Source organism: Streptomyces sp. NPDC038213 (assembly GCF_055600495.1).
The window spans coordinates 111,777-134,890 of the sequence record NZ_JBVJYM010000009.1 but is presented as its reverse complement, the minus strand read 5'-3'; the positions used below and the strand labels follow the sequence as shown (position 1 = coordinate 134,890).

19 protein-coding genes and 1 pseudogene are annotated in these 23,114 nt (G+C 70.5%); 6 read left to right on the top strand and 14 right to left on the bottom strand.

Annotated elements, in window-relative coordinates:
* Positions 1-360 precede the first annotated feature (360 nt).
* From ACZ7JZ_RS16265 to ACZ7JZ_RS16250, 4 genes are read left to right on the top strand one after another with little or no spacing between them, the layout of a single operon-like run.
* The gene (locus ACZ7JZ_RS16265; protein WP_040247115.1) at positions 361-1,911 is read left to right on the top strand and encodes a site-specific integrase; all 1,551 of its coding nucleotides are present in this window, start codon (positions 361-363) and stop codon (positions 1,909-1,911) included.
* Positions 1,908-3,641, top strand: coding sequence for a hypothetical protein (locus ACZ7JZ_RS16260; protein ID WP_470938974.1), 1,734 nt, complete (start codon positions 1,908-1,910; stop codon positions 3,639-3,641). Before ACZ7JZ_RS16265 ends, ACZ7JZ_RS16260 begins: the two co-directional genes overlap by 4 nt.
* Positions 3,638-5,779, top strand: a complete 2,142-nt coding sequence (locus ACZ7JZ_RS16255) for an integrase (RefSeq protein ID WP_040247110.1) — start codon at positions 3,638-3,640, stop codon at positions 5,777-5,779. Before ACZ7JZ_RS16260 ends, ACZ7JZ_RS16255 begins: the two co-directional genes overlap by 4 nt.
* Complete coding sequence (locus ACZ7JZ_RS16250; RefSeq protein WP_040247106.1) at positions 5,776-6,183, top strand: hypothetical protein; 408 nt, start codon at positions 5,776-5,778, stop codon at positions 6,181-6,183. Before ACZ7JZ_RS16255 ends, ACZ7JZ_RS16250 begins: the two co-directional genes overlap by 4 nt.
* A 545-nt stretch (positions 6,184-6,728) precedes the next feature.
* On the opposite strand, the gene ACZ7JZ_RS16245 is transcribed toward ACZ7JZ_RS16250, so the two are convergent.
* The 10 genes from ACZ7JZ_RS16245 to ACZ7JZ_RS16200 all read right to left on the bottom strand — a co-directional run bounded on the left by ACZ7JZ_RS16245 (position 6,729) and on the right by ACZ7JZ_RS16200 (position 17,560).
* Positions 6,729-8,150, bottom strand: a complete 1,422-nt coding sequence (locus ACZ7JZ_RS16245) for an NADH-quinone oxidoreductase subunit N (RefSeq protein ID WP_356529408.1) — start codon at positions 8,148-8,150, stop codon at positions 6,729-6,731.
* Positions 8,147-9,655: a complex I subunit 4 family protein gene (locus ACZ7JZ_RS16240; RefSeq protein ID WP_040247101.1), complete on the bottom strand. Its 1,509-nt coding sequence runs from the start codon at positions 9,653-9,655 to the stop codon at positions 8,147-8,149. The genes ACZ7JZ_RS16245 and ACZ7JZ_RS16240 overlap by 4 nt, the downstream gene beginning before the upstream one ends.
* Before the next feature lie 6 nt (positions 9,656-9,661).
* On the bottom strand, positions 9,662-11,533 hold the full coding sequence (locus tag ACZ7JZ_RS16235; RefSeq protein WP_254585404.1) for a proton-conducting transporter transmembrane domain-containing protein: 1,872 nt from the start codon (positions 11,531-11,533) through the stop codon (positions 9,662-9,664).
* Positions 11,530-11,835, bottom strand: coding sequence for an NADH-quinone oxidoreductase subunit NuoK (locus tag ACZ7JZ_RS16230; RefSeq protein ID WP_040247090.1), 306 nt, complete (start codon positions 11,833-11,835; stop codon positions 11,530-11,532). The genes ACZ7JZ_RS16235 and ACZ7JZ_RS16230 overlap by 4 nt, the downstream gene beginning before the upstream one ends.
* Positions 11,832-12,401, bottom strand: a complete 570-nt coding sequence (locus ACZ7JZ_RS16225) for an NADH-quinone oxidoreductase subunit J (protein WP_040247088.1) — start codon at positions 12,399-12,401, stop codon at positions 11,832-11,834. Before ACZ7JZ_RS16225 ends, ACZ7JZ_RS16230 begins: the two co-directional genes overlap by 4 nt.
* A gap of 19 nt (positions 12,402-12,420) precedes the next feature.
* Positions 12,421-13,350: an NADH-quinone oxidoreductase subunit H gene (locus ACZ7JZ_RS16220; RefSeq protein WP_040247085.1), complete on the bottom strand. Its 930-nt coding sequence runs from the start codon at positions 13,348-13,350 to the stop codon at positions 12,421-12,423.
* Positions 13,343-14,746 (bottom strand): hypothetical protein, encoded by a 1,404-nt coding sequence (locus ACZ7JZ_RS16215; RefSeq protein WP_040247082.1) that lies wholly within the window; start codon positions 14,744-14,746, stop codon positions 13,343-13,345. Before ACZ7JZ_RS16215 ends, ACZ7JZ_RS16220 begins: the two co-directional genes overlap by 8 nt.
* Entirely contained in the window at positions 14,737-15,087 is a 351-nt protein-coding gene (locus ACZ7JZ_RS16210) for an NADH-quinone oxidoreductase subunit A (protein WP_470938965.1), read from the bottom strand. The genes ACZ7JZ_RS16215 and ACZ7JZ_RS16210 overlap by 10 nt, the downstream gene beginning before the upstream one ends.
* 343 nt (positions 15,088-15,430) lie before the next feature.
* A complete protein-coding gene (locus ACZ7JZ_RS16205; RefSeq protein WP_040247078.1) occupies positions 15,431-17,068 on the bottom strand; it encodes a multicopper oxidase family protein in 1,638 nt (545 codons plus the stop codon).
* Between the two features lie 75 nt (positions 17,069-17,143).
* Complete coding sequence (locus ACZ7JZ_RS16200; RefSeq protein WP_040256346.1) at positions 17,144-17,560, bottom strand: DUF6153 family protein; 417 nt, start codon at positions 17,558-17,560, stop codon at positions 17,144-17,146.
* A gap of 811 nt (positions 17,561-18,371) precedes the next feature.
* Here ACZ7JZ_RS16200 and ACZ7JZ_RS16195 point away from each other — a divergent pair.
* Positions 18,372-19,529, top strand: a complete 1,158-nt coding sequence (locus ACZ7JZ_RS16195; RefSeq protein ID WP_040247076.1) for a PLP-dependent cysteine synthase family protein — start codon at positions 18,372-18,374, stop codon at positions 19,527-19,529.
* Positions 19,526-20,782: an MFS transporter gene (locus ACZ7JZ_RS16190; RefSeq protein WP_040247074.1), complete on the top strand. Its 1,257-nt coding sequence runs from the start codon at positions 19,526-19,528 to the stop codon at positions 20,780-20,782. Before ACZ7JZ_RS16195 ends, ACZ7JZ_RS16190 begins: the two co-directional genes overlap by 4 nt.
* 590 nt (positions 20,783-21,372) lie before the next feature.
* On the opposite strand, the pseudogene ACZ7JZ_RS16185 reads toward ACZ7JZ_RS16190, so the two are convergent.
* From ACZ7JZ_RS16185 to ACZ7JZ_RS16170, 4 genes and pseudogenes are all read right to left on the bottom strand, one after another.
* A pseudogene (locus ACZ7JZ_RS16185) lies at positions 21,373-21,707 on the bottom strand (thioredoxin-disulfide reductase); the annotation flags it as partial.
* Positions 21,708-21,772: 65 nt separating this feature from the next.
* Positions 21,773-22,150 carry a fluoride efflux transporter CrcB gene (gene crcB / locus ACZ7JZ_RS16180; RefSeq protein ID WP_040247040.1) on the bottom strand — a complete coding sequence of 126 codons (378 nt, stop codon included), beginning with the start codon at positions 22,148-22,150 and terminating at the stop codon, positions 21,773-21,775.
* Complete coding sequence (locus ACZ7JZ_RS16175; protein ID WP_040247038.1) at positions 22,147-22,500, bottom strand: DUF190 domain-containing protein; 354 nt, start codon at positions 22,498-22,500, stop codon at positions 22,147-22,149. Before ACZ7JZ_RS16175 ends, crcB begins: the two co-directional genes overlap by 4 nt.
* Entirely contained in the window at positions 22,497-22,997 is a 501-nt protein-coding gene (locus ACZ7JZ_RS16170; protein ID WP_052482135.1) for a FluC/FEX family fluoride channel, read from the bottom strand. The genes ACZ7JZ_RS16175 and ACZ7JZ_RS16170 overlap by 4 nt, the downstream gene beginning before the upstream one ends.
* Positions 22,998-23,114 lie beyond the last annotated feature (117 nt).

Below are 23,114 nucleotides of genomic sequence, written 5' to 3'. Positions count from 1 at the left end.
GTTCCGGCAGCCGGCCAGCCCACCGCCGTCCACCGGACCCGAACGGAGTTCGGGATCCCCGGGCCGCCACGGCAGCCCGTCACCGAACAGCCAGACGCCACCGACCTCACCATCGTCTAGCCCTCCTCTGACTTCGAAGCGAGGACTCGCATGAGCAACACGCCACCCGCCCTCGGCACGCCGCCTGTGCCCACTCGGCCGCTGCCGGCCACCAGAGCCGGATCGGATGCTCCAGCGCCGGTCCGAACGGGGCACTGCCAGTGCGGTCGAATCTCATACCAGGTCACTGGCGTGCCGGATGATCCGCATTTGTGTTTCCCTGATGATTGAGTGAGTTCAAGGGACTCACAGGGGTGGCAGATGGACGAGTGGTGGCTGGTGTTCGTGCCGGATCCGGAGCGGTGGGGGCCGCTGTCGGAGGAGGGGGTGCTGGGGGTCCGTGACTTGCCGGCAGCTGTGGCCGCGGTGGGGCTTCAGCCGGGCGATCCGGTTTTTGTACGGCCTGATTTCGTGGTCGATCGCGAGCTGCTGGATTTCGTGCTCTCTGTAGAATTTCATCCGCTGGAGCGGGAGACTCGGCGGAATTACGCGCTGGATATCCGGCTGTTGCTGACTTGGTTGTGGCGGCGCGGGATCCCGTGGCGGCAGGCGACCGAGAGCGACTTGCGCGCGTACCGGGAATTTCGGTGCGACTCGCCACTCAACCCGAGCCGAATCAGCGGCACGAAGTGGGATCGGGAAGCGTCGGCTTTCACACGGCTCTACCGGTGGGCGAAGGTCACGCCGCTGCCGGTGGACAGCAAGCGCCGGGCGGACCGCGCAGCGGACGCCCGAAGCTCGCGAGTGTCGTGGCTGACACCGCGCACCTGGGGCCTCTGGCAGGACGTGGGTCTTCGCGGCCTCGGTCCCGACGGGACACCGGTGCCGGGCTGGGACGGGCGGACCGAGCTGCGGAACACCTCGTTCGTCGGGTTCACACTCAGCTCGGGACTGCGGCGGCAGGAATCCGGCGCCATCTTGACATTCGAGGTGCCGTCCCGCCCACTGCGCTCCGGCCGCTACTGCCACGGGCAGATGGCCCGAGCGCTGTCACGGTCGAAGCGAGACCGGACCTTCTACGCGTCAGTCGACTCACTGCGCCAGGTCAGCGCCTATGCGGAGTCGGAGAGGGCCTGGGCGGTCGCACGGGCGCAAGCCCAGGGGCGTTACGAGAAGTTGCCGCTGATGCGGCTGATCACGAAGGTCACGACGGGCCGTACCCCGACGGTCCACTGGGTCGACCGCGATGGCGTTCCAGGGCGACATGACCTGAGCCTGCTCGACTGGCGCGAGCGGCAGTGGCTGTTCGTCGAGGGACCGCAGGGCCCGGAGCCGGCGTGGCTGTGGCTGACCGAGCAGGGCATGCCCATGCTGCCGGACCGCTGGAACACCGTGTTCCGGCAGGCCAACCAACGCTGCGAACAGGCTCTGCTGCCCCCGGAAGAACGAGAGACGCCCCGGCTGCTCCGGGTCGCGGAGATCCGCGGGAAGGTCCCGTACGCGACACCCCACTCCATGCGGCACTCGATGGCGCTCTACATGTTGATCCTGCTCAACGAGTTGATGGATAAGAAGTACGGGCTGACCGCCGTGGACCGGCGCGACTTCGCCCAGCTCTATGGCGACCCGTGGTGGCTGGTCAAGACTCTGCTGGGGCACAGGGACGTTGAGACGACGAAGGAGCACTACCTTCGCCCGGTCCTGCATCTGCAGCTGGAGTCGATCCTCGCTTTCGACACCGAGGACGAGCACGGTGAGATGGACGAGAGGAAAGACCTGAACGGTCTGTTCGCCCGGCTGGCCCGGGAGACCTCCGGCATCCAGGACATCGAGCGGCTGGTCGAGGCCCGGCCCGCCGCGGCGGCATCGTGAGCGGGCGGGGCCGCCGGGCGGTCCTGCCGCCGCCGGGCTTCCAGGCAACCGAGCGGATAGCCGCCGACGGGCTGCAGGTCACCATGCTGAACAAGGAAGGCTTCAAGCGCGTCTTCGACTTCGCCGCGATCACCGTGCCCCAGCCGATGCGCTCCTCCCTCGCGCGAGCGTTCGCTGCGCAGTCGATGGGGTGGAACAGCCACGCGAGCGGTGAGTCGTACTGGCGGTCCATCGAGATCTTCGCCCGGTTCCTCAAGGCGCAGGGCCACCCGGCCGACGATCTCGGCGACCTCACCTCGGCCACGCTCCGGCTCTGGCGCAACAACCACAAGGACACCCCCGGCGGGCGCGAGGCCCTGGCCAAGATCCGTACGCTGCTGAAGCGCGAGCCACGGCTGGCGCAGGGTCTGGCCGCTGAAGAGCTGGCCCGCCCGGTTCCGAAGAAGGGCAAGCCGTCCAAGCAGTCCTACCGGCCGTCGGAGCGCGGCCAGGTGCTGCTGGCCGCCGAACGGCAGTTCCGTGCCGCGCTGCTGCGGATACGGGAGAACACCGCGCTGCTGGACCGCTACCGGTCGGGCGCACTGGATCCGAACAGCCGTGACTGGAGGATCGGGGCGATCCTCGAGTGCGTCGCCACCACGGGCGAACTGCCCGGGTATCCGAACAAAGAGGGGAAGGTCTACACCCGGGCCGAAGGGCTGCTGCGCGGAAAGAACGGCGGGAAGACGACCGGCCGGCTGTTCCTGAGCCGGGCGGAGCTGACGGCCTTGGCCGTGATGATGACGGACCGCTATGGCTGGAATCTGTCGGTCTACGACCGTCTGCACGTGCCCGTCATGACCCCGTCCGCAGGAGAGAGGGCCACGGTCACCTACGAGGTGCTGGTGGAGAAGCGCCGCTCGGGCGAGGGCCGCTGGTTCGACACGGAGAACTACACCGACTCCGGCGCGGACTCGCCCGGTCGGCTCATCACCCAGGCCCTGGAAGCCACGCAGCACGGGCGAGCCCTGGCCGCTGCCCTGTCACCTCGCCACGACCTGCTGATGGTCGCGCGCAACCGGCGCCGCACCGACGTGGACTCCAACCTGGACCGGCCCCGGAACGTCGGCCCGCTGTGCTTCGGGGTGTCCAAGGCCGACGCGCGAGTATGGGCGAGAAGTCACAAGATCGGCTCGCCCTTCCAGCGCGCCCGCAGGACCACCATCACCACCACGGGCAAGCCACTGCAGCACAAACGCGGCACCCACGAGAGCATCTACGTCCTGCCCGACGAGAACGTCCAGGAGGCCGCGGTCGACGTGATCGCTGCCGGCGCCGAGGAAGCCCTCGAACAGGCCCGCGATTACACCTTCAGGGGGCGGTTCACGGACGCGGCCGATGCGACCCACCAGGAGACCGCGACCGCGGACTGCGTGGACGAGGAGACCAGCCCTTGGCCGGACCCGAGCGGGGGCTGCGGCGCCGACTTCCTGCTCTGCCTGTCCTGCGAGAACTCCCGGGTCCACACCGGCCACCACCCGCGCCTCGCGCTCCTGCGCCGGCAGCTGATATCGCTCCGCTCCAGCTGGCCGGAGAAGCTCTGGCGAAAGCGATGGGACGAGCACCTCCAGCGGCTCGATGACCTGCGGACGAAGGTCAACGAGAGCACCTGGGACGCCGCTCTGGCCCGGATCACCGACCGCGACCAAATGATCGTCGACCACCTGCTCAAGGGAGACCTCGCCCCGTGACAACAGCTCTGACCCGCGAGGCCGATCCCTACATCCTTCCCCTGCCGGGGCCGGAAAGCCCGGTGGTCCTGGACCGCTGGATCAGCGCCGGCAACACCCACCCCAACTCCCGCTACAGCGACGACGTCTGGTCGATGGGACCGCTGATCGACAACCCCGGGGACAGCATCCACAAGATCAATCTGAGGAGGTGCCCCGCCTCCCTACGCAGCGAGCTCAGGCTCCTCATCTGGATCCTGATCAACGGCGAGCTGCGCCCCACCTACGTACAGGAACGGGGCTTTCAGAACCGGGGACGCGACGGCGTGACCAACATGCGCGACAACATCCTGCAGTGGTTGAAGTTCGCGCGCTGGCTCGATCGGCAAGAGGTGTCCCGGCTCAGCGACTGCACCGTGGAGCAGTGGAAGGCGTACGCCGCAAAGTGCACCAGCGGCTGCACGCGCGATCACGCCCAGACGATTCTGCGCTGGCTCTCGGACCTGTGGGCCTTCGACCGGCTGTCCCTCAGCCCCTGCGGCATCACGCAGCCGCCCTGGGAGAGCGAGGGCATCGACGACTACCTGCCAGCCGCCACCGGGGAGGCGGGCGGGGAGAACAAGACCGAGCCGCTGGACCCGACCGTGATCGGCCCTTTGCTGACCTGGTCGATCCGCCTGGTCGAGGACTTCTCCGACGACATCCTGGCCGCCTGGGACGAGCGCCGCCGCATGCACGCCCGCGTGAAGGCCACCCCGAGCACCCGAGGGGGCCTGGCAGCCGTCAAGGACTATCTGCAACCACTGCTCGACTCCGGGGCCCTCCTACCCGCCACCGTGAGCCGAAAGCACGGCATCACCTTGGCCCACCACTACGTCGCCGCGGTCACGGGAGCCAGCTGGAACCAGGTCCACGACTTCGCCTTTCGACGCGGGCTGCGTGCTCTCGTGGCCCGGCGGCCCGGCCCCAGCCCGATGCAGGTGCCGGTGACGGGCCGGATCGAGGGGCGGCCCTGGCGCGAGTTCATGGACTACGAGGAGACACCGATCCTGGTACGGCACCTGGCCACGGCCGCCGCCATCGTGATCCTGTACTTGACCGGGATGCGCCCCCAAGAAGCCCAATCGCTGCGGTCCGGCTGCTGCCCCGATCCGGAACCCAACGAGGACGGCTCCACGCCGCGGCACCTGATCCGAGCCCACCACTACAAGAACGTCCGCGACTCCGACGGCCACCACGTCTCAGCTGGTGAGGAGCGTGCCGTCCCCTGGGTTGCGATCACCCCGGTCGTGAACGCCATCCGGGTCCTGGAACGCATCGTCCCCAAGGGCGAGCTGTTGCTCAGCTCCACCCACCACGACATCATCGGCCAGCGCAAGCACCACGGCGCGCTGAAGCGCGCCAGCCTGGGCCGCCGCGTCGAGAATCTCGTGGCATGGATCAACCAGGAGGCCACCGCCCAGGGCCTGCCTGCCCAGGCGGTGCCGGAGGACCCACACGGCAATCTGGGACTGAGTCGTCTGCGCAGAACCCTGGCCTGGCACATCGCCCGCCGCCCCGGCGGCCTGGTCGCGCTTGCCATCCAATACGGACATATGCGCACCGCCCTGGACGCCCGCACCTCCACCGGCTACGGCAGCCGCGAGCGCCGGGGGTTCCACGGGGAGCTCGACGTCGAGACCGCGCTCGCCGCCGCGCAGACCGCAGCACGGCTGCGCGACGCCACGGCGGCCGGCGAGAAGATCTCCGGTCCCGCCGCTCGACGGGCTCTCATCGGAGCCGCTTCGATCCCCGGCTTCGAAGGCGCTCTGACCACCCCGAAGGCCGCCGCCAAGTTCCTCGCGCGCGACGGCCTCGTCCTCTTCGACAATCCGGACGCGTTCCTCATCTGCGCCTTCAAGCGGGACACAGCCCTGTGCGACCCGGACCCCGGGGCGACGGCACCCAACCAGTTCGCCTGCCAGCTCGGCTGCGGCAACGCGGTCCGCACCGACAGCCACGCGCGGGCAGCACGGGAGCACGCTGATCGGCTCGATGCGAAGGCGGCCCTGGTGCCCCAACCCCTGGGCGACCGGTTTCGCAGGACGGCCGACCGCTTCCGCGCTCTCGCCGACGCCCACAAGGCCGCCGCCCAGCCCGCCGAGGAGGCCATCGCATGAACCACCAGCACGAGGACGAACGTTCCCGCATCCGCGCGGCCATGGACCGCCTTCTGACTGGCCAGCCCACCAGCTCCAATGGCAGCCTCACGGCCGCCGCGCTCGCCGCGGAGGCCGGCGTCCACCGCATGGCACTGCAGAAGCGCCATGCCGACCTGAAGGAGGAGTTCTACGCGCGGGTGCGCACGGAGACGCACCAGACGCCTGAAGTCGAGAAGCGACTTCGCAAAGAGGTCGTCCGCCTGAAGGAAGCTCTCAAGGACTCCCGCGCTGCCGAAGCCGAGTCCCGGCATCGAGCGGAGCAGATGGCCCTCGCGGCGGCCGTCCTCATCCTCCGGCAACCCGACAGCCAGGACCAACCTGCCCCCGACAACGTCATCCCGCTGCGCCCATCCACCGATTGAAGAGGGCCGGCGATCACGCGGCGACGCTGAGCACCTGGCGGGCCCAGTGGACGAACGGGTGACCGGCTCGCGCCGCAGTTCGTCGAGGTTGGCCCACCCGATCTCCCTCCCACCGCGATCTCGCAGCGGCGACGACAGGGATTCGAACCGATCGGCCATGCGTTGAGAGCTGACGGTGCCGAAGCCCTTCGGGCTGGTCGAGGAGTCCCGTGCATGGTCGCGCCGTCGCTCTGGTGGGCGGTGTCGGCCAGGTCGAGCGCTGGGTGGGAGTGGTCGTGCGGGTAGTCGGGCGCGGTCGTCTTGATGCAGTTGCGTAGGAGGGGGTCGGCGTCGGCCCTGATGGCTGGTCGCGGGCGAGCCAGGCCCGGCGGGTGGCGGCGTCGGAGAATTCTTTGTGAATCAGGTTGTGCACCACGGTGTGTACCCGTCAGGACAGCCGAGGTGGAGCAGCACTTCGTAAGGGAAACGCAGTGGGGCATGCTGGCTGACGGTGGCGCAGGGCCGATCCGGCCCGGTGCCATCTCTTGCACAGGCGGAGCGCACTGTCATGGCGGAAGGCTGCCGGTGGCGAGGGGGAGGACGGCTCCGCCGGCGATGCCCAGGGCGAGCGAGAACGTGGCTGCGGTGTAGGCGGTGGCGGCGGCCCAGCGGCCGAGGACGGTCTGGGTGTCGGCGGGTGCGGGGGCGGTCGTGGTGAAGAGGGGGGTGAGCCAGCGGAGGTAGTAGAAGAGGGAGGCGACGGTGTTGGCGACGGCGAGGGCGGCGAGCCAGGTGTAGCCGCCGTCGATGGCGGCGCTGAAGATTTCCAGTTTGCCGAGGAAGATGCCGGTGGGTGGGGTGCCGACGAGGCCGAGGAGGCAGATGAGTAGGACGGCGGTGAGAGCGGGGCGGCGGCGGGCGAGGCCGCGGTAGTCGTCGATGGTGCGGGCGTGCGGGAGTTCGGTGATGACGGCGAAGGCGCCGAGGTTGGTGGCGGCGTAGGCGGCTAGGTAGAACAGCAGGCTCTTCTGGGACAGGTCGGTTCGGGTGGCGACGGCCAGGGCCATGAGGAGGTAGCCGACCTGGCTGATGGTGGAGTAGGCGAGCAGGCGTGTGACGGAGGTCTGGAAGAACGCGGCGAGGTTGCCCAGGGTCATGGTGGCGGCGGCCAGGATGGCCAGGAGCAGCGGCCAGTTGACGTCGCTGTGAGGTAGTGCCTGGTGGAGGAGTCGGTATCCGGCGATGAGCGCGCCGATCTTGGGCAGGGTGGTGACGTAGGCGGCGACGGCGGTGTGTGCGCCTTCGGTGACGTCGGGGACCCAGAAGTGTGCGGGGACGGCGCCGGCTTTGAACAGCAGCCCGGCCAGTACGGCGACCAGGCCGACGGCGACCAGGCCGTACGGTGCCGTGGGCAGGGTGGTGCGCAGGTCGCGGTAGAGGGTGGCGTGGCCGGCGCCGTAGAGCAGTGCGGTGCCGGCGAGCATGGTGGTGCCGAGCAGGGCGCCCATCAGGTAGTACTTCAGAGCTGCTTCGGTGCCGCGGGTGTCCTTGTCGAAAGCGGCCAGGGCGTAGGCGGGGATGGAGGCGAGCAGGTAGGCGGCGAACAGCATCAGCAGATCGTTCGCGCCGAGAAGGGCCAGGGTGCCTGCGCCGGTCAGCAGGAGCAGGACCCAGTACTCGGTTTCGCGTTTGTGGCCGCGCACGGTCTCCACCGACATGCCGATGACCAGCAGCAGCGCGCCGAGAACGATGAGGCGTCCCGCATTCGTGGCACTGTCGACTGCGAAGGTGTGGGCGAAAATGGTCTGTTCGCCTCCGGTGGCCATGGTGACCGCTGTGGCGACCAGACCCGTGGTGCAGGCCGCGGCGGCCAGAACAGCGATCAGCCACTGACGGCGGCGCGGCAGCCAGGAACCGGCGAGCAAGCCGATCACGGCGGCACCGACAAGGGACAGTTCGGGGATGAGGGCGGCGAGGTTCTCGTTCACCGGGCCACCAGCGTGGTGACGGTGTGGCTGGCGGGTTCGATGACGTCCAGCAGCCAGCGCGGTGCGACGCCGATGACCAGTGCGACGGCCAGCAGCGCCACGGTCGACAGCGCTTCGCTGCTCTTCAGGTCAGCGATGCCGCTGGTGGTGATGGTCTGTGGCAGCCGGGGCACGCCGAGGAACATGCCGCGCAACGCGCGCAGGAACAGGGCGGCGGTGATCAGGATGCCGGCTACCGCGATGGCGGTGGCCACGGTCTGGGAGGCGAGGGAGCCGGTGAAGATCTGGAATTCGGCGATGAATCCGGAGAAGCCGGGGATGCCGAGGGAGGCGAACGCGGCCACCGCTGTGGCGGCGGCGAAGCGCGGGGTGTGGGCGGCCAGGCCGGAGTAGGCGTCGATGGCGTAGGTGCGGCCCCGGTCGTACAGGACGCCGGTGAGCAGGAAGAGGGCACCGGTGATCAGGCCGTGGCTGACCATCTGGGTGACGGCGCCGGTCACCGCGAGGGAGCGTGCTTGGGCGTCGCTGCCGGCGAGGGTTCCGGCGGCGCCGACGGCGAGGATGATGTAGCCCATGTGGTTGACCGAGGTGTAGGCGATCATGCGTTTGAAGTCGGTCTGGGCGAGGGCGACCAGTGCCCCGTAGACGACGGAGACGGCGCCGACGATCACGATGGCCAGGGCGTAGTGGCGCCAGGAGCCGGGCAGCAGGGGCATGGCGATGCGGACGAAGCCGTAGGTGCCCATCTTCAGCAGGACGCCGGCCAGGATCGCCGAGCCGGCGGCGGGGGCGTCGGTGTGAGCCGGGGGCAACCAGGTGTGGAAGGGCACGGTCGGCGTCTTGACCGCGAGCCCCACGCCGATCGCGAGCAGCACCATACCGGCGTACAGGCCGCGCCCGGCGAGCGGGTTGGCGCGGGTGAGGTCGACGATGTCGAAGGTGTGCGGGGTGGCGGCCAGGTAGAGGCCGATGAAGCCGAGCAGCAGGGCGAGGGATCCGATGAAGGTGTAGAGGAAGAACTTCAGCGCTGCCGCGCGGGCGCGTTCGCCGTGGCCCCAGCCGGCGATGACGAAGAACATGCCGACGATGGACAGGTCGAAGAAGACGAAGAAGAGGATCAGGTCCAGGGCGACGAACAGGCCCAGGCTGACGGTCTGCAGGAACAGGAACAGGCAGACGTACGAGCGCACGCGCTTGGTCTCGTGCAGCGAGTACACGGCGACGGCGAGGAACAGCAGACAGGTCAGCGCGACCAGGGGCAGGGACAGGCCGTCCACGCCGACGTGGTAGCCCACCCCGGCGCTGGGAATCCAGCGCACCCGCTGCTCGTACTGCAGGCCGCCGCGGGGATCGAAGTCCGCCCACAGGGCGATCACCAGGGCCAGGTCGGCCGCAGCGGTAGTGATCCACACCCAGCCGCAGGCGCGGTCCGACAGCGCGCGTGACGGCAGGAGCAGCAGGACCGCACACACGGCCAGCGGGAGGAAGGTGATGACACTCAGCACAGGGGGTTACCTCACCAACAGCACGATCAGGATGAGCACGCAGAAGCCGACGGCGGCTTGCGCGTAGTACTGGTGCAGCAGCCCGGTCTGCGGACGGCGCGCCCACCGCCCGAGACGGCGCGCACCGGAGGCGACCGCGCCGACGGCCGCGTCGATGCCGCCGTCGTCCATCCGGCGGGCAAGGCGGGCGGTGGCCAGTCCCGCTCGGGCCGTCTGCCGGACCGCGCCGTCCACGACCCGGTCGTCGAAGACCGCCAGGGCACGGGCCAGGGCCATCACCGGCCCGGCGACGAGCAGCTGTGCGGCCCGCTCCAGGCCGAGCCATCCCTCCATCCAGCCCGCAACGGCCAGGGGGACGGGGGCGGGGCGGGAGGAGTACCACCAGGCCCACGCGGCAGCGGCGAGCGCCACACCGGCCGACAGACCCAGCTCCCACGCTGTCGGCGAGGGCTCGGCCGGGGCGCCGACCAGCTGCCTGAGCCAGGCCGCGGGGCCGGGAAGAGACAGGATGCCCAGCACCGCCGCGAGAGCGGTCAGCGCCCACAGCGGGAAGGGCGCGGCGCCCGAGATGCGGCGGGTACCGTGCTGCTCGGTGTCGTACCCCGCTTCCGCATCCGTGGGCTGGGGCCGGGTGACGTACCACAGGGCCTTGACGCTGTAGACGGCCGACACCGCGGCAGCGGCCAGCCCGACAACGTACAGACCGATGTTCTCAGCGCGGGCGGCGGCAAGGACTTCGTCCTTGGCCGCCCACAGCGACAGCGGCGGCAGCCCCGCCAGCGTCAGGCTGCCGACGGCGAAAGAAGCGCCGACCAGCCGGTAGCGGCGCGCGGCCCCGTACAGGGCGGGCAGCTGCTTGGTGCCCAGCGCGGTCAGCCACGCCCCGGCGGCCAGGAACAGCGCCGACTTGGTGGCGGCGTGCGCGACGAGCTGGGTGAGGCCGCCGGCCACGCCGCCGCTTCCGGCCGCCAGGACCATGAACCCGATCTGCGCCGAAGTGGAGGCCGCGAGCAGCTGCTTCAGGTCGCTCTGGGCGACGGCCACGATCCCCAGGGCGAGAGCGGTGAGTGCGCCGGTCCAGGCCACCAGCGGGCCGGCCCACGTGGTGGCGGCCAGCAGCGGGTGCAACCGCAGCAGCAGGTAGGCGCCGGCGGCGACCATCGTCGCCGAGTGCAGCAACGCCGAAACCGGACTCGGGCCCCGCATCGCCTTGGACAGCCAGAAGGAGAACGGCAACTGTGCGGACTTGCCCAGTGCCGCGGCCACGACTCCCGCCGTGACCACGTGCAACCACGGCGAGGCAGCGTGCGGCAACGCATCCAGGCGCAGCGACCCGACGCCGCCCGCGAGCGCGGCCCCGGCCGCCAGATACAGGCCGAGGTCGGCGGAGCGGGTGGTGAGGAACGCGGTGTCCGCGGCCCGGACCCGTTCCGGTTGCTGCCACCAGTAGCCGATCAACGCCCAGCTGGTGGCGCCCATGACCTCCCAGGCCATCAGCAGCAGCGGCAGCGTGGTCGCCGTGACGGTGACGAGCATGGCCCCGGCGAACAGCAGCATCAGACCGAAGAACCGGCCACGGTTCTCCTTGGGGCCGAACTCCCCGGCGGAGAACGCCAGCACCGCCAGGAGGACCGCGGCGACGGTGATCACCATGACGGCGGACAGGCCGTCCACAGCGAGCCCAGCCCGCATCCCGGTGAACAGCGGCGCGCTCGCCTCCGGCCGTGTGACCGCGGTGGCCACGGCCAGACCGAGTGTCGCCAGGGCGGCCGCCACTGCGAGGAGGGGTGCGAGCCGGTTGACGCTGCGGCCCGCCAGGCCCAGGACGGCCCCCATGCCCAGGGGCACGCAGATCAGCAGCCAGAGCAGCACGCTCATCCCTTCAGGTCCTCGGCCATGTCGGTCATGTCGACCTGCCGGGCCCGGTAGATCGCTGTGGTGACGGCGAAGCCCATGGCCATCTCCACCGCCATCGCCACCACCGCCGCCACGACCACCACCTGCCCGCTCGCCGCGGCCGGGGCGAGGAAGTGCCAGAAGCCGGCGGCGGCCACGATGACCCCGCCGATCATCAGCTCGATCCCCATCATGATCATGACGATGGACTGCTGGGACAGCGCGCCGAACAGGCCGATGCAGAACAGGCCGGCGGCCAGCACCAGGATCAGCTCGAAGGTCACCGGCCCACCCCTCCGCCGGCCGGGTCATTCGCCGGCCGCTGGTCGAGGTCGTCGCCGAAGCGGTCGTAGCGGCCCCGGTGGGTGGCCAGAACCGTGGCGCCGACCATGGTGGCCAGCAGCACGAACCCCAGCGTCACCATCGTCAGCATCTGACCGCCCATCAGCGACATGCCGACCTGGAAAGTGGTGTCCTTCGGCCGGACGCCCATCCGCTTCGGCCAGGGCACCGCGAAGATCCCGGCGACCAGAGCGGCGAACACCACGGCGCTGATGGTCAGTGAGCCGCGCCGGTTGTGCAGCATCGACATCGGCATCAGACCGGCCGGATTCATCATGTAAGCGATCATGAACACCGCCATGATGACCATCTCCATGACCATCATCAGCACGATCACCACCCCCAGATACGGCAGCCCTAGAACTGTCACCACGCCACCCACGCAGCACAGCGATGCCAGCAGCGAGAAGGTGACGCGGGCCATCGAGTTGAGGGTGAATACCAGCACGCCGCCGGCCAGGGCGAGCACGCCCAGCACGCCCAGCAGCACCAAGTCCGTCGCATTCATGGTGTGATCCCCTCGCTCGTCATCGGTTCAGGTCCACCAGGGCCGGGACGAGTACCTGCACGATCGTCAGCGGAATGAGCACCACCCAGGCGAACTCCACATAACGGTCGGCCCGGATCACCGGCAGCCGCCGCAGCACCCACACCAGCGCACCGAGCACCAGCAGCGTCTTGAGCAGCGACCACCCCCACGGCGGCAGCCCCGGGCCGGCGCCACCGCCCAGGAACAGCGGCACCGCCATCGCCGATCCCGCGGCCAGCCACAGCCACCGCCCGGCCTCGAGCAGCAGCCGGTCCGCCCCGGAGGTCTCGCTCAACACCCCGTCGGCGAGGTCCCGGCCGGCCGGGTAGGCGAACGGACCCAGAAAGCTGAAGGCGAGCACGCCGGCCAGGTAGACGATGAAGGCCACCGGCATCCACACGGCGTACCACAGGCCGTGCTGGGCGGCGGCGATGTCGCCCACCCGCAGGGACTGCGCACCCGTCGCGGCCGAGATCAGCGCGAACATCAGCGGCAGTTCATAGGCCAAGCCCTGGGCCAGGAACCGGTAACCGCCGGCCAGGGAGAAGGCCGCGTTGGGACCCCACCCGGCCAGCCACAGCCCGGCCCAGGTCAGCACCTCCATGGCGTTGAACCACACGACCCCGACCGACAGGTCGGCCACCGCCACGCCGCCGAACGGGATCACCAGCGTGGACAGCACCGCCGCCACCGGCACGATGACCACACCGGCACGCCACAGCAGCACATCCGGGGCCGGCAAACGCCGCGGCTGCGCAAGCAGCGCCCGCGGCACGCCGAGAAACGGCCGCACCAGCGCGGCCGGGCTGACAGACCGGCCCGCGTCCCGGGCCTCGAGTACGGCGTGGCCGGCCACCGCCAGCGAGGCCAGCGCGACCAGCATCGCGGGCGCCGCCAGGAGGGTCCACCACGCGCCTGCCTCAACCACAGGCCCCCACCTCGCTTCGCACCACAGGGAGTTCGTCCAGGTCCGGGTCGAGGCTGGCCACGATGAGGCGGGCGGCAGCCAGTTCCACACCGTTCAGCAGACCCGGCAGCAGCGCGATCAGTGCCGACGACGGCGGGCGATCGTTCCTCCACCAGCCGCGGGGGCTCTCGTCCACCGCCAGCCGCATCGGAGACGGTTGCTCCATCTGCCCCACGTCGCGGCGGATGTCTGCAAGCCACTGCCGGTAGCGGTCGGTCACGTCGCCGTCGGCCCGTGCCGCCGGCCCGCTCACCCCGGTCTCCCGCGCTACTTCCGCGCTCACCTGGCCGATTCCGCGCGTCAGCCAGGCCAGCGTCCGCGACCGGCTGACCCGGCGGTCGAGGCGCGCCAGCCGAGGCGCGACCGCCACGCCGGGCGCACCGTCGAGCAGGTCGTCGCGCAGCCGTCTCGCCACGATCGCCTCGGCAGGCCAGCCGGCCACCGACAGCAGTCGGGCCAGACTGTCCAGGTGTGCCGCCGCTCGCCGCCGGGCCGCCTCGCCCACAACCACCGGCTCGCCCCCCGCAGCACGCAGCCACGGCTGCACCCAGAATGCTTCCGCCGCCGCAGTGTCGTGTCGCAACGGTTCCTCGACCTCGGCTTCCTGTACGAGATCGCCCTGCAACGTCACATGGATAGTCAGTCCTGCCGGCCAGTCGGCAAGCAACGGCCCCAACGGCACGTGCAGCTGGTCGAGCATCAGGCCGTCGCGGTCCTCGCCCTGCTCGGCCATCGGAAGCCCGCCCGGCATTTCCATATCCCCGCCGCCATGACCGCCGTGGCCGCCGTGGCCCTTGCTGTGATCGTCCTCGCCGTCGTGCCCTTCGTGCCCTTCGTGGCGCTCATGGGAACCAGCCTGTTCGTCCCCGTGCTGCGCATCCGCATCATGGTGATGGCCGCCGCCCCCGCCGTCGTGTTCATCGTGCGAACCGTCGGCGTCGCCGTTTGTCTCGCCTTGTTCCTCACCACAGCGCGAATCCTGGTGGTGCGGACTGCCGGTATCGCCGCCTTGGGTGGCCCCACCGGGCGCTTCGGCCTGCTGACCGGCCAAGGAGCTGAGCCGGGCCTGTCCGGTCCCCAGCGCCGCCTCGACGTCCTCGGCGCCACGCGCGTGGACGCGGGCGCGGGGCGCGGGCAGGTCCTGCCACAGCCGGGCCACAGCCGCGTGCAGGTCCGGACGGTCCGGCCCGACGACGAGCAGCACGTCCGCCTGCGCCGGGGTGGCGGCCAGCGGCCAGTCCCGCAGTCGCAGCGCACGCTCGGCTTCCAGCCGGGCAGCCGTTCCGCCCGGGAGGGTGGCCAGCAGCACATGAGGCCGGCCGGCGGCGGCGCGCAGGGCAAGGCCGGTCAGGTCCATCGCAGTGCACCCTCCCTCCAGGCATAGACGACCCCGGGCAGCAGAACTCCCAAGAAGACGAACATCTCGATCACCGCACTGGGCCCCATCGCGGAGATGACCAGCGTCCACGGGTACATGAACACCATCTCCATGTCGAAGGCCAGGAACAGCATCGTCACGGTGTACCAGCGCACGTGAAACCGGCTCACCGCATGTTCGGCAGGCTCCAGGCCCGACCCGAACGGCGCGGCGGCCACCGGATCAGCGGACAACCGCGCCGCCCAGGCCGCCCCGTAGACGCCGGCAACAGCCAACGCGGCCACGCCCAGCAGCGACAGCGTCGCTGTGATGCCGCTCATCCCGCCTCACCGCCTCGGCGGGTAGCCGGAAGGTGCCCGTGGCCTTGCCCAGTCACAAGGACGGGGTGGACCGCATCGTCGATGGTGGCGGCCTGGGCGGCCATCTCTGTGCTCCTCTCGGAAGTCGACCGGAGTCGGTCGCGTACCCCCCGGGGGCATGCGTAATCAAGCGCCAGCCGGACGCTCCCTCGTGAGGATTCCGGCTGCGGGCTGCGAAATGGGGCGTGGCGCGCCGCGCCGGGGAAGGTTTCCGCCTGTGGGCGTGCGGATGTTTCGCCCAGTGCACCCTGCGCCCGGGGCTGTGCCGGCAGGCCGGGGCCTGCCGACACAGCCCTTTGGGGGATCAGGCTCGGTAGGCGACGTTCGCCATCATCCCGGCTTCGCCGTGGTAGGCGTTGTGGCAGTGCAGCATCCACTGGCCCGGATTGTCGGCATCGAGGAAGACGGATGTCTTCGTCCGGGGCAGGACGATGGTGGTGTCCTTGCGCGGGCCGCTGCTGCCGAGCTGGTACGTGTGGCCGTGCAGGTGCATCGGGTGCCACATGTCGGTGCCGTTGACGAAGTCGAGCCGCACGCGCTGACCCTCCTGGACGAGGATCGGGTTCGCCTGCGGATCGGCCATGTCGAACGGCCGCCCGTTGATGGCCCAGTTGTACTTCTCCATGCCACCGGTCAGCTTGACCTGATGGGTGACGTCGGTCTTGGCCGAGGCGAGCCGGACGTCGTCGGCCGCCCGCAGCTGGGACGCGGTCATGATCATCCCGTCGAGTTCCCTGGGCCGGACGCTCGCCGACGGCGCACTGCCCGAGCCTGTCCGCACCAGGGCCAAGCCGCTCGCGTTCTTACCCTCGGCCAGCGCGACGAGCGGGAAGACGCCGTCGCCGAGGGTGACCAGAACGTCATAGCGCTCGCCCATGCCGACCAGCAGGGCGTCCACCTCCTGGTGCTGGACGGGGTAACCGTCGGTGTGGGTGACGGTCAGCTTGTGGTCCCCGAGGGCGACCCGGTAGGCGGTGTCGGAACCGGCGTTGATGATCCGCAGCCGCACCTTCCGGCCGGGCTTACCCCGATAGACGTCCGGGTCCGTGGCCACCTTGCCGTTGACCAGATGGTGCGGGTACTTCACGTCGCCGGCGTCGCCTCCCAGCAGCTTGCTGGTGGCGCCCATGAGCATGAACTTCATCGCCATACCGCCCGACGGGGCGACGGCTGAAGCGGGCGGGGACGACGCCTCGCCCATGTCCATCCCGCCCATGTCTCCCATGTCGTGGCCGTCCATGCCGCTGGAAGCGCTGGGGGTGCCGGCCGTGTCCATGTGGCCGCTCATGCCGCCCATGCCATGCCGGAGCTCGGCGAAGACCTCGTCCGGGGTGCCGGTGACACCGTCGACCCAGTCGTCCAGGAGCACCACCCACTCGTCGTCGTAGGCGAGGGGCTCCCTGAGGTCCTCGACGATCAGCGGGGCGTACAGCCCCCGGTCGAGCTGGACACCGACATGCGGGTGGAAGAAGTACGTTCCTGGCGCGTCGGCGGTGAACCGGTAGGTGAAGGTCGAGCCGGCCCGCACAGCGGCCTGGGTCAGGGGCGGCACGCCGTCCATGTCGTTGCGCAGCGCGAGGCCGTGCCAGTGGATCGACGTGGCGGTCCTGCCAGGAAGCTGGTTCGACAGCTCGGCGGCCAGGGTGTCCCCGACGGACAACCGGACCTCCTTGCCGGGAGTACGTCCGTCAAAAGCCCACGTGCGGGGCATGACGCCACCGCCCAGGTCGATCCGGGCGGGCGCCGCGGTCAGGGTGAGCTTGTGCGTACGTCCGGTACTGGTGCGCTTCTTCTCGGCGGCGGCCACCGCCGCGCCCGAGGGGCTGACCAGTACCTTGTCACCGGAACCACTGCCGCCGGAGCCGCCGCAGGCGGCGAGCGCGCCGGTCCCGGCGGCTCCCAGGCCCGCGAGCAGGACGGAACGCCGGTTGATGCTCTTCATCGTGTTGGATCCTTGAGTCTCGAAACTGCCGATGCGGTCGCAGAGGACGGCACATCGCGCGCCGTCCGGCGCGGCCTAAATGCGCAGCTGAGACAGGACGGACAGGTCGGGTGGAGCTCGGCCGACCGCACCGGCGGGGGCGATCCCCGGCACCGTCGCTCGAAGGTCCGCCGGAGTGACCAAGGGGCTTTGCCCCGGCACGGCGAGCTGGACGGAACCGACGCCCGCGGCGGTGCAATGCTGCCCGCCGGACATGCCGCAACCCTCGGAGGCGACTCCGTGCACGGACGCCGCCGGCTGGCCCGCCATGACATGAGCGTCATGGCCCGTGGACGGCATGGACATCATGCCCGCAGCCGGCATGGGGGGCATGGCGGTGGCGTAGGTTTCGTGATGGACGAGCACGGCCAGCACAACGCACAGGGTGCCCAGCACCCCGTACGCCCAGCGGAGGGCCATGCCACCGCTGCTGCGAGTTGCCCGTCGCTCCATGAACTCCACCCGTTGCCGTGTGCGCCGAGGGCCGGCCATCGGATCTTACCCCCTGGGGGTAAGCGGGCGCGATCGGGCGGTCCCCGCCGTCCTCGCCGGTCTGCTTGCGGTCCGACAGTGGGACAGTCGCACGGGTCGCCGCCGAGAGGGCGTGCGGGCGCGGGCCCGAATCGGCCGCACCGCCGCGGACTGATGAGAACTTTACGTGCCCATTCGGTTACTTTGTGTCCGTGGCTATTGGGGCGGTACCGAGCGGACTGCGGGCTCCCGGGCGGACGCCCTGGGCGGTGCTCGCGCTGCTCGTGCTGCTCGTCCTGGTCCATGTCGCGTGCTGCGCCCATGGCCCGCAGCCGGTCGGCGCCTTGCGGGTTGACACGGTGGGATTCACGGCTGCCGCGCCTGATCCGGTCCTTGCGGGGCCAGGTGCGGCAACGGTCCATTCGGATCCGTGCGAGGGGCATCACGACGGGCCGCAGCAGTGCACTGGGGTGGACGAGCCTGCTGTGGCGCAACCCGGCTCGGGGAGCGGGGCTGCGCCGCAGCCCGCCCTCCTGGCTGCCTGCGGAACTCCACAGGCAGTGTCGGTGCGGGGGCCGCCGGTAAAAGCCCCGGACGATGACGCGGGCCGGGCGCGAGCGGTGTTGCAGGTGTGGCGGAACTGACGGGCCTTGGCCGTCCTGGTCGGGTGCCGAACGGCCATGAGCCGCGGGCAGCCGGGCCAGCGCGGCTGCAGCCGTCCAGTCCGTCATCGACCTGAACACCGCCCGGTGCGGCCCGCTGCCGTGTCCGGATGGTGGGAGAGCCGTGCTTGATGAACCATCCTTCTGCTGTCCTCGACGTCAGTCCTTCCTCGCCCGCGCAGCTGCTGGCCGCCGGTGCCCGCTCGGCGCCCAGCCCGGCCGCCTTGGTGGGCGATACCCCGGTGCTGTGGATCGGCGAGCCGTTCACCGACCCGGGCCGGGGATTCTGGGCCAAACTGGAGGGCCACAACCCCGGGGGGATCAAAGACCGCACCGCGCTGTACATGGTCCGGGCCGCGCGCGAGCGCGGTGAACTGGTACCGGGCGGGCGGATCGTGGAGTCCACCTCCGGCACGCTGGGACTCGGCCTGGCCCTAGCCGGCGTGACCTACGGCCATCCGGTGTCGGTGGTCACCGACACCGGCATGGAGGCGCAGGTCTCCGGCCTGCTGCGCGCCTACGGCGCCGAGGTGCACACCGTCACCGAGCCGCATCCGGTCGGCGGCTGGCAGCAGGCCCGCCGCGAACGGGTGGCCGAGCTCTTGGCGGTGCACCCGGACGCGTGGTGCCCGGATCAATACCACAACCCCGACAACGTCGCCGCCTACCGTCCACTGGCGCACGAGCTCATCGGCCAACTCGGCCGCATCGACACCCTGGTCGTCAGCGTCGGCACCGGCGGGCACTCCGCCGGCATCGCCCGGGTCCTGCGCTCCTTCTTCCCCCACCTGCGGGTGGTGGGCGTGGACACCTGCGCTTCGACCATCTTCGGACAGCCCGCCGGAACCCGGCTCATGCGCGGGCTGGGCTCGTCCATCTTCCCCGGCAATGTCGCCTACGAGCTGTTCGACGAGATCCACTGGGTCGCCGCCCCGGAAGCCGTATGGGCCGCCCGAGCCTTGGCACGGACCCGGTACGCCACCGGCGGGTGGAGCGTGGGCGCCGTCGCCCTGGTCGCGCGCTGGATCGCACGCGTCTCACCCGCCGAGCAGCGGATCGCGGCCGTCTTCCCCGACGGCCCCCACCGCTACGTCGGCACGGTCTTCGACGACGACTGGTGCCGCGCCCACGAACTCCTCGGACACGTCCCGGCCGACGACCCGGAGGAGATCACACGCTCGGCCGAGATGGTGGTGGAGCGCTGGACCCGCTGCCGCACGGTGGAGAACCCGCGGCCCGCCTCCGGCACCGGTGCGGACGGCCACAGCCTGACGGGAGCAGACCGGTGACGAACCTGCTGCGCCAGACGCTGTCCTTCACCCCGGCGGTCCGGCTGTTGATGGTGAACCAGTTCGCCATCAACCTCGCCTTCTACATGCTGATGCCCTACCTCGCGGCTCACCTCTCCGACGACCTGGGCCTGGCGGCGTGGACGGTCGGCCTCGTGCTCGGCGTGCGCAACCTGTCCCAGCAGGGCATGTTCCTCATCGGCGGCACCCTCGCCGACCGCTTCGGCTACAAGGCGCCGATCCTGGCCGGGTGCGTACTCAGGACGGGCGGCTTCGCGCTGCTGGGCTGGGCGGACTCCCTGCCCGCCCTGATCGCCGCCTCCGCGGTGACCGGGTTCGCCGGCGCCTTGTTCAACCCCGCCGTACGCGCCTACCTCGCGGCCGGGGCCGGCGAGCGCCGAGTGGACGCGTTCGCAACGTTCAACGTCTACTACCAGGCCGGAATGCTCCTCGGCCCCCTGGTCGGCCTGGCCCTGCTGGCCGCCGACTTCCGGCTGGTGTGCACGGTCGCGGCCGGTATTTTCGCCGCCCTGAGCGTGCTGCAGGCCCGGGCTCTGCCTCAACGGCGCGGCACCGGCGAGGCCGCGGCCGGTGCGGCGGCGGGAGTGTGGGCGCAGTGGCGGCAGGTGGCCGGCAACCGGCCGTTTCTGCTGTTCTCCGCCGCGATGATCGGCTCCTACGTGCTGACCTTCCAGGTCTACCTCGCGCTGCCGCTGGCCGCCGACGCCGCGCTGGGAGCCGACGGCACGAAGGCCACCAGCGCCCTGTTCGTCGTCTCCGCGGCGGTGGCGGTGGCCGGGCAACTGCGGCTGACCGGCTGGGCCAAGCGCCGCTTCACCGGGCACCAGGCCCTCATCACCGGTCTCGCCGCCATGGGCGCCGCCTTCGTCCCCCTGGCCCTGACGCCGTCCTCATCGGCCCCCGCTGTTCTGGCAGCGCTGGTGGTGGCTGTGGCGGTGCTGGCCGCCGCCGGCGCGATCGTCTACCCCTTCGAGATGGACACCGTCGTCGCCCTGTCCGGGGAAAAGCTGGTCGCCACCCACTACGGCTTCTACAACACCGTCTCCGGACTGGGCATCACCCTGGGCAACCTGGCGTGCGGCGCACTGTGGGACTTCGCCCACGCCCGGGGAGCGACCTGGGTGGTGTGGACCGCCCTGGCAGCCACCGGAGCCGGATGCGCGGCCGCGGTAGCCACGCTGGCCCGCAGCGGCCGCCTCATCCAACCGGCCCTCCAGCCAGCCACCGCCTGAAGACGAACCCGCGGGACCGGGCCGCGGAGAAGGCCGGCCCGGTCCCGCCCGGCGGGCAGACGAGCCGCAGCGGCGCTTAAAGGTCGTCCTCGCCGTCCTGCCTCACCCCTCCATGCCTTATTTCACTGCAGTTCATAGCGCTGTTGTCGATGTCGACAACGATCATCAAACGCCGGAAGTCGAAATGCGGCTTCGCATAGAGGTCGTCCGCCTGAAGGAAGCCCTCAAGGACTCCCGGGCTGCTGAGGCCGCCTCCCGGCATCGAGCGGAGCGGATGGCCCTCGCAGTAGCCGTCCTCATCCTCCGGGGTCCCGACAGCCAGGACCGGCCTGCCCCCGACAACGTCATCCCACTCCGCTCCTCCAGCGATTGCAGAGAGCGGGCCGTCAAGCTGCGAAACGCCTAGCCCTTCGCGGGGGATGGACTCGCGGACGGCTGGCTCGCGCCGCCCGTGGGCTTGGGTGTCATTGAACTCGCGGACGTGGTCCTTGGCCTGGCTCGACTGGACGCGGGCGAGGATGTCGCCGGACCAGTTGCCGAGCTTGAGGGGCCGCCCGGAGCTTCCGGACGGCCCCGCTTGGGAGTGTCGCTCAGGCCGGGATGGCAGCGGTTGCCGACTCGGCTTCGGCCGTGCTGCGGGCTGCGAGGTAGCGCTCGGCGTCCAGGGGGCCGCAGCCGGACCAGTGCCGGCTGCGGTGATGGCCTGGCGGTAGGTGCGGTCGACGACGTCGCCAGCGTCGAACACCCCGGACAGGCTCGTACGTGTCGTCGGGGAGGCGACGGTGATGGAGCCCTCGCCGTCGAGGTTGAGCTGGCTCTTGAAGAGTTCGGTGCGCGGGTCGCGGCAGATGTCGAAAAACGGGCCCGTCACGACCAGATCGCGAGTGGCGCCGGTGAAGACGTCCCTCGGGACGACGCCGCCGAGCATGCCGTTCTGCGCCGGCCCCGGCTCGTTCCGGGCACCCTCGGTCGTGTCAGCCCGGTGGTGGATCACGGGAAGAGTGCCTGGGCGAGGGTGAGGCCGAGGAAGACGGCGCCGAGTCCGGCGGCGAGCGAGGCGATGATGTTGGCGGCGGCGAAGAACTTCGCACCGGATTCGGCCAGGCGCAGCGTCTCGTAGGAGAACGTCGAGTACGTCGTCAGTGCGCCGCACAGCCCGGTTCCCAGCAGCAGTTGCACGGTGTGGCCGGCGGCGCCGGACAGGGCGGCTCCGGTGATCATGCCGAGGATCAGGGAGCCGGTGACGTTGGCGCTGAAGGTGCCCCAGGGGAAGACGGTGTCGTGGCGGGCCTGGACGGCCCGGTCGGTGAGGTAGCGCAACGGTGCGCCGACTGCGCCGCCGAGGGCGACGAGGAGGAAGTCGTTCACGGCCGGCCCACCGGGGTGTCGTCGCCGAAGTGGATGGTGCGGACGTCTTCCAGGGTGATCAGTCCTTCGATGCCGAGTTCCTCCAGCTGGGGCAGGAAGGAGTGGATGCGTTCGTCGGCGTCGACGATGACCACGGCAACGGGGAGGTCGTCGGCCAGGGACAGCAGTCGGGTGGTGTGGACGATCTGCCGGCCGCCGAAGCCCTCTACGCCGTGGAAGATCGAGGCGCCTCGCAGTCCGGCGCGGTGGGCGCGGTGGACGATCTCGCTGCAGACCGGCTTGTGGTGCCAGGTGTCGGTGTCGTCGACCACGATGGTCAGGCGCACCGCCGGGTGTGTACGGAAGGTCATGGCTGGCTCCGATCGGCAAGGAGACGGCGGGTGCTGAAGGCGCCGATGCCGACCGCGGTCATCGCGGCGGCCGCGGTCGCGGTGAGGTAGGCGAGTGCGGTGGCGGCATGGCCGGCGTTGACGAGACGTTCGATGTCCACGCAGTAGGTGGAGAAGGTGGTGAACCCGCCGAGGACGCCGGTCGCGAGGAACGGGCGCAGCAGGTGGTGGGCGGTGAAGAACTCGGTGACGGCGACGAGGAAGATCCCGATTGCCAGACAACCCGCGGCGTTGATTAGCAGAGTCGTCCAGGGGAAGGCGCCCGCGGGTGTGGGCCATAGCCGGGAGGCTTCGAAGCGGGCGAGTGCCCCGAGTGCGCCGCCGGCCGCGATGACTGCGAGGACGCCGTAGTGGGAACGCCTCAGCTCTCGTCGCTGCCCAGGGTCGTTCAGGTCGACGTCTGGGTCGACAGGCTGGGCTGCTGTGGCCTGCCGGGACCGGGACTCTTCGGAACGCATACCTCTCCCTACACGTGGTCTCCTGTCCGCGGGTGCGGGCAGGACGGGTCACGAGTAGGGACCGTTGGCGGCGTGTGCCGCGGTTCGGGTACGGCGGGCCCCACCGCCGCGCGGCAG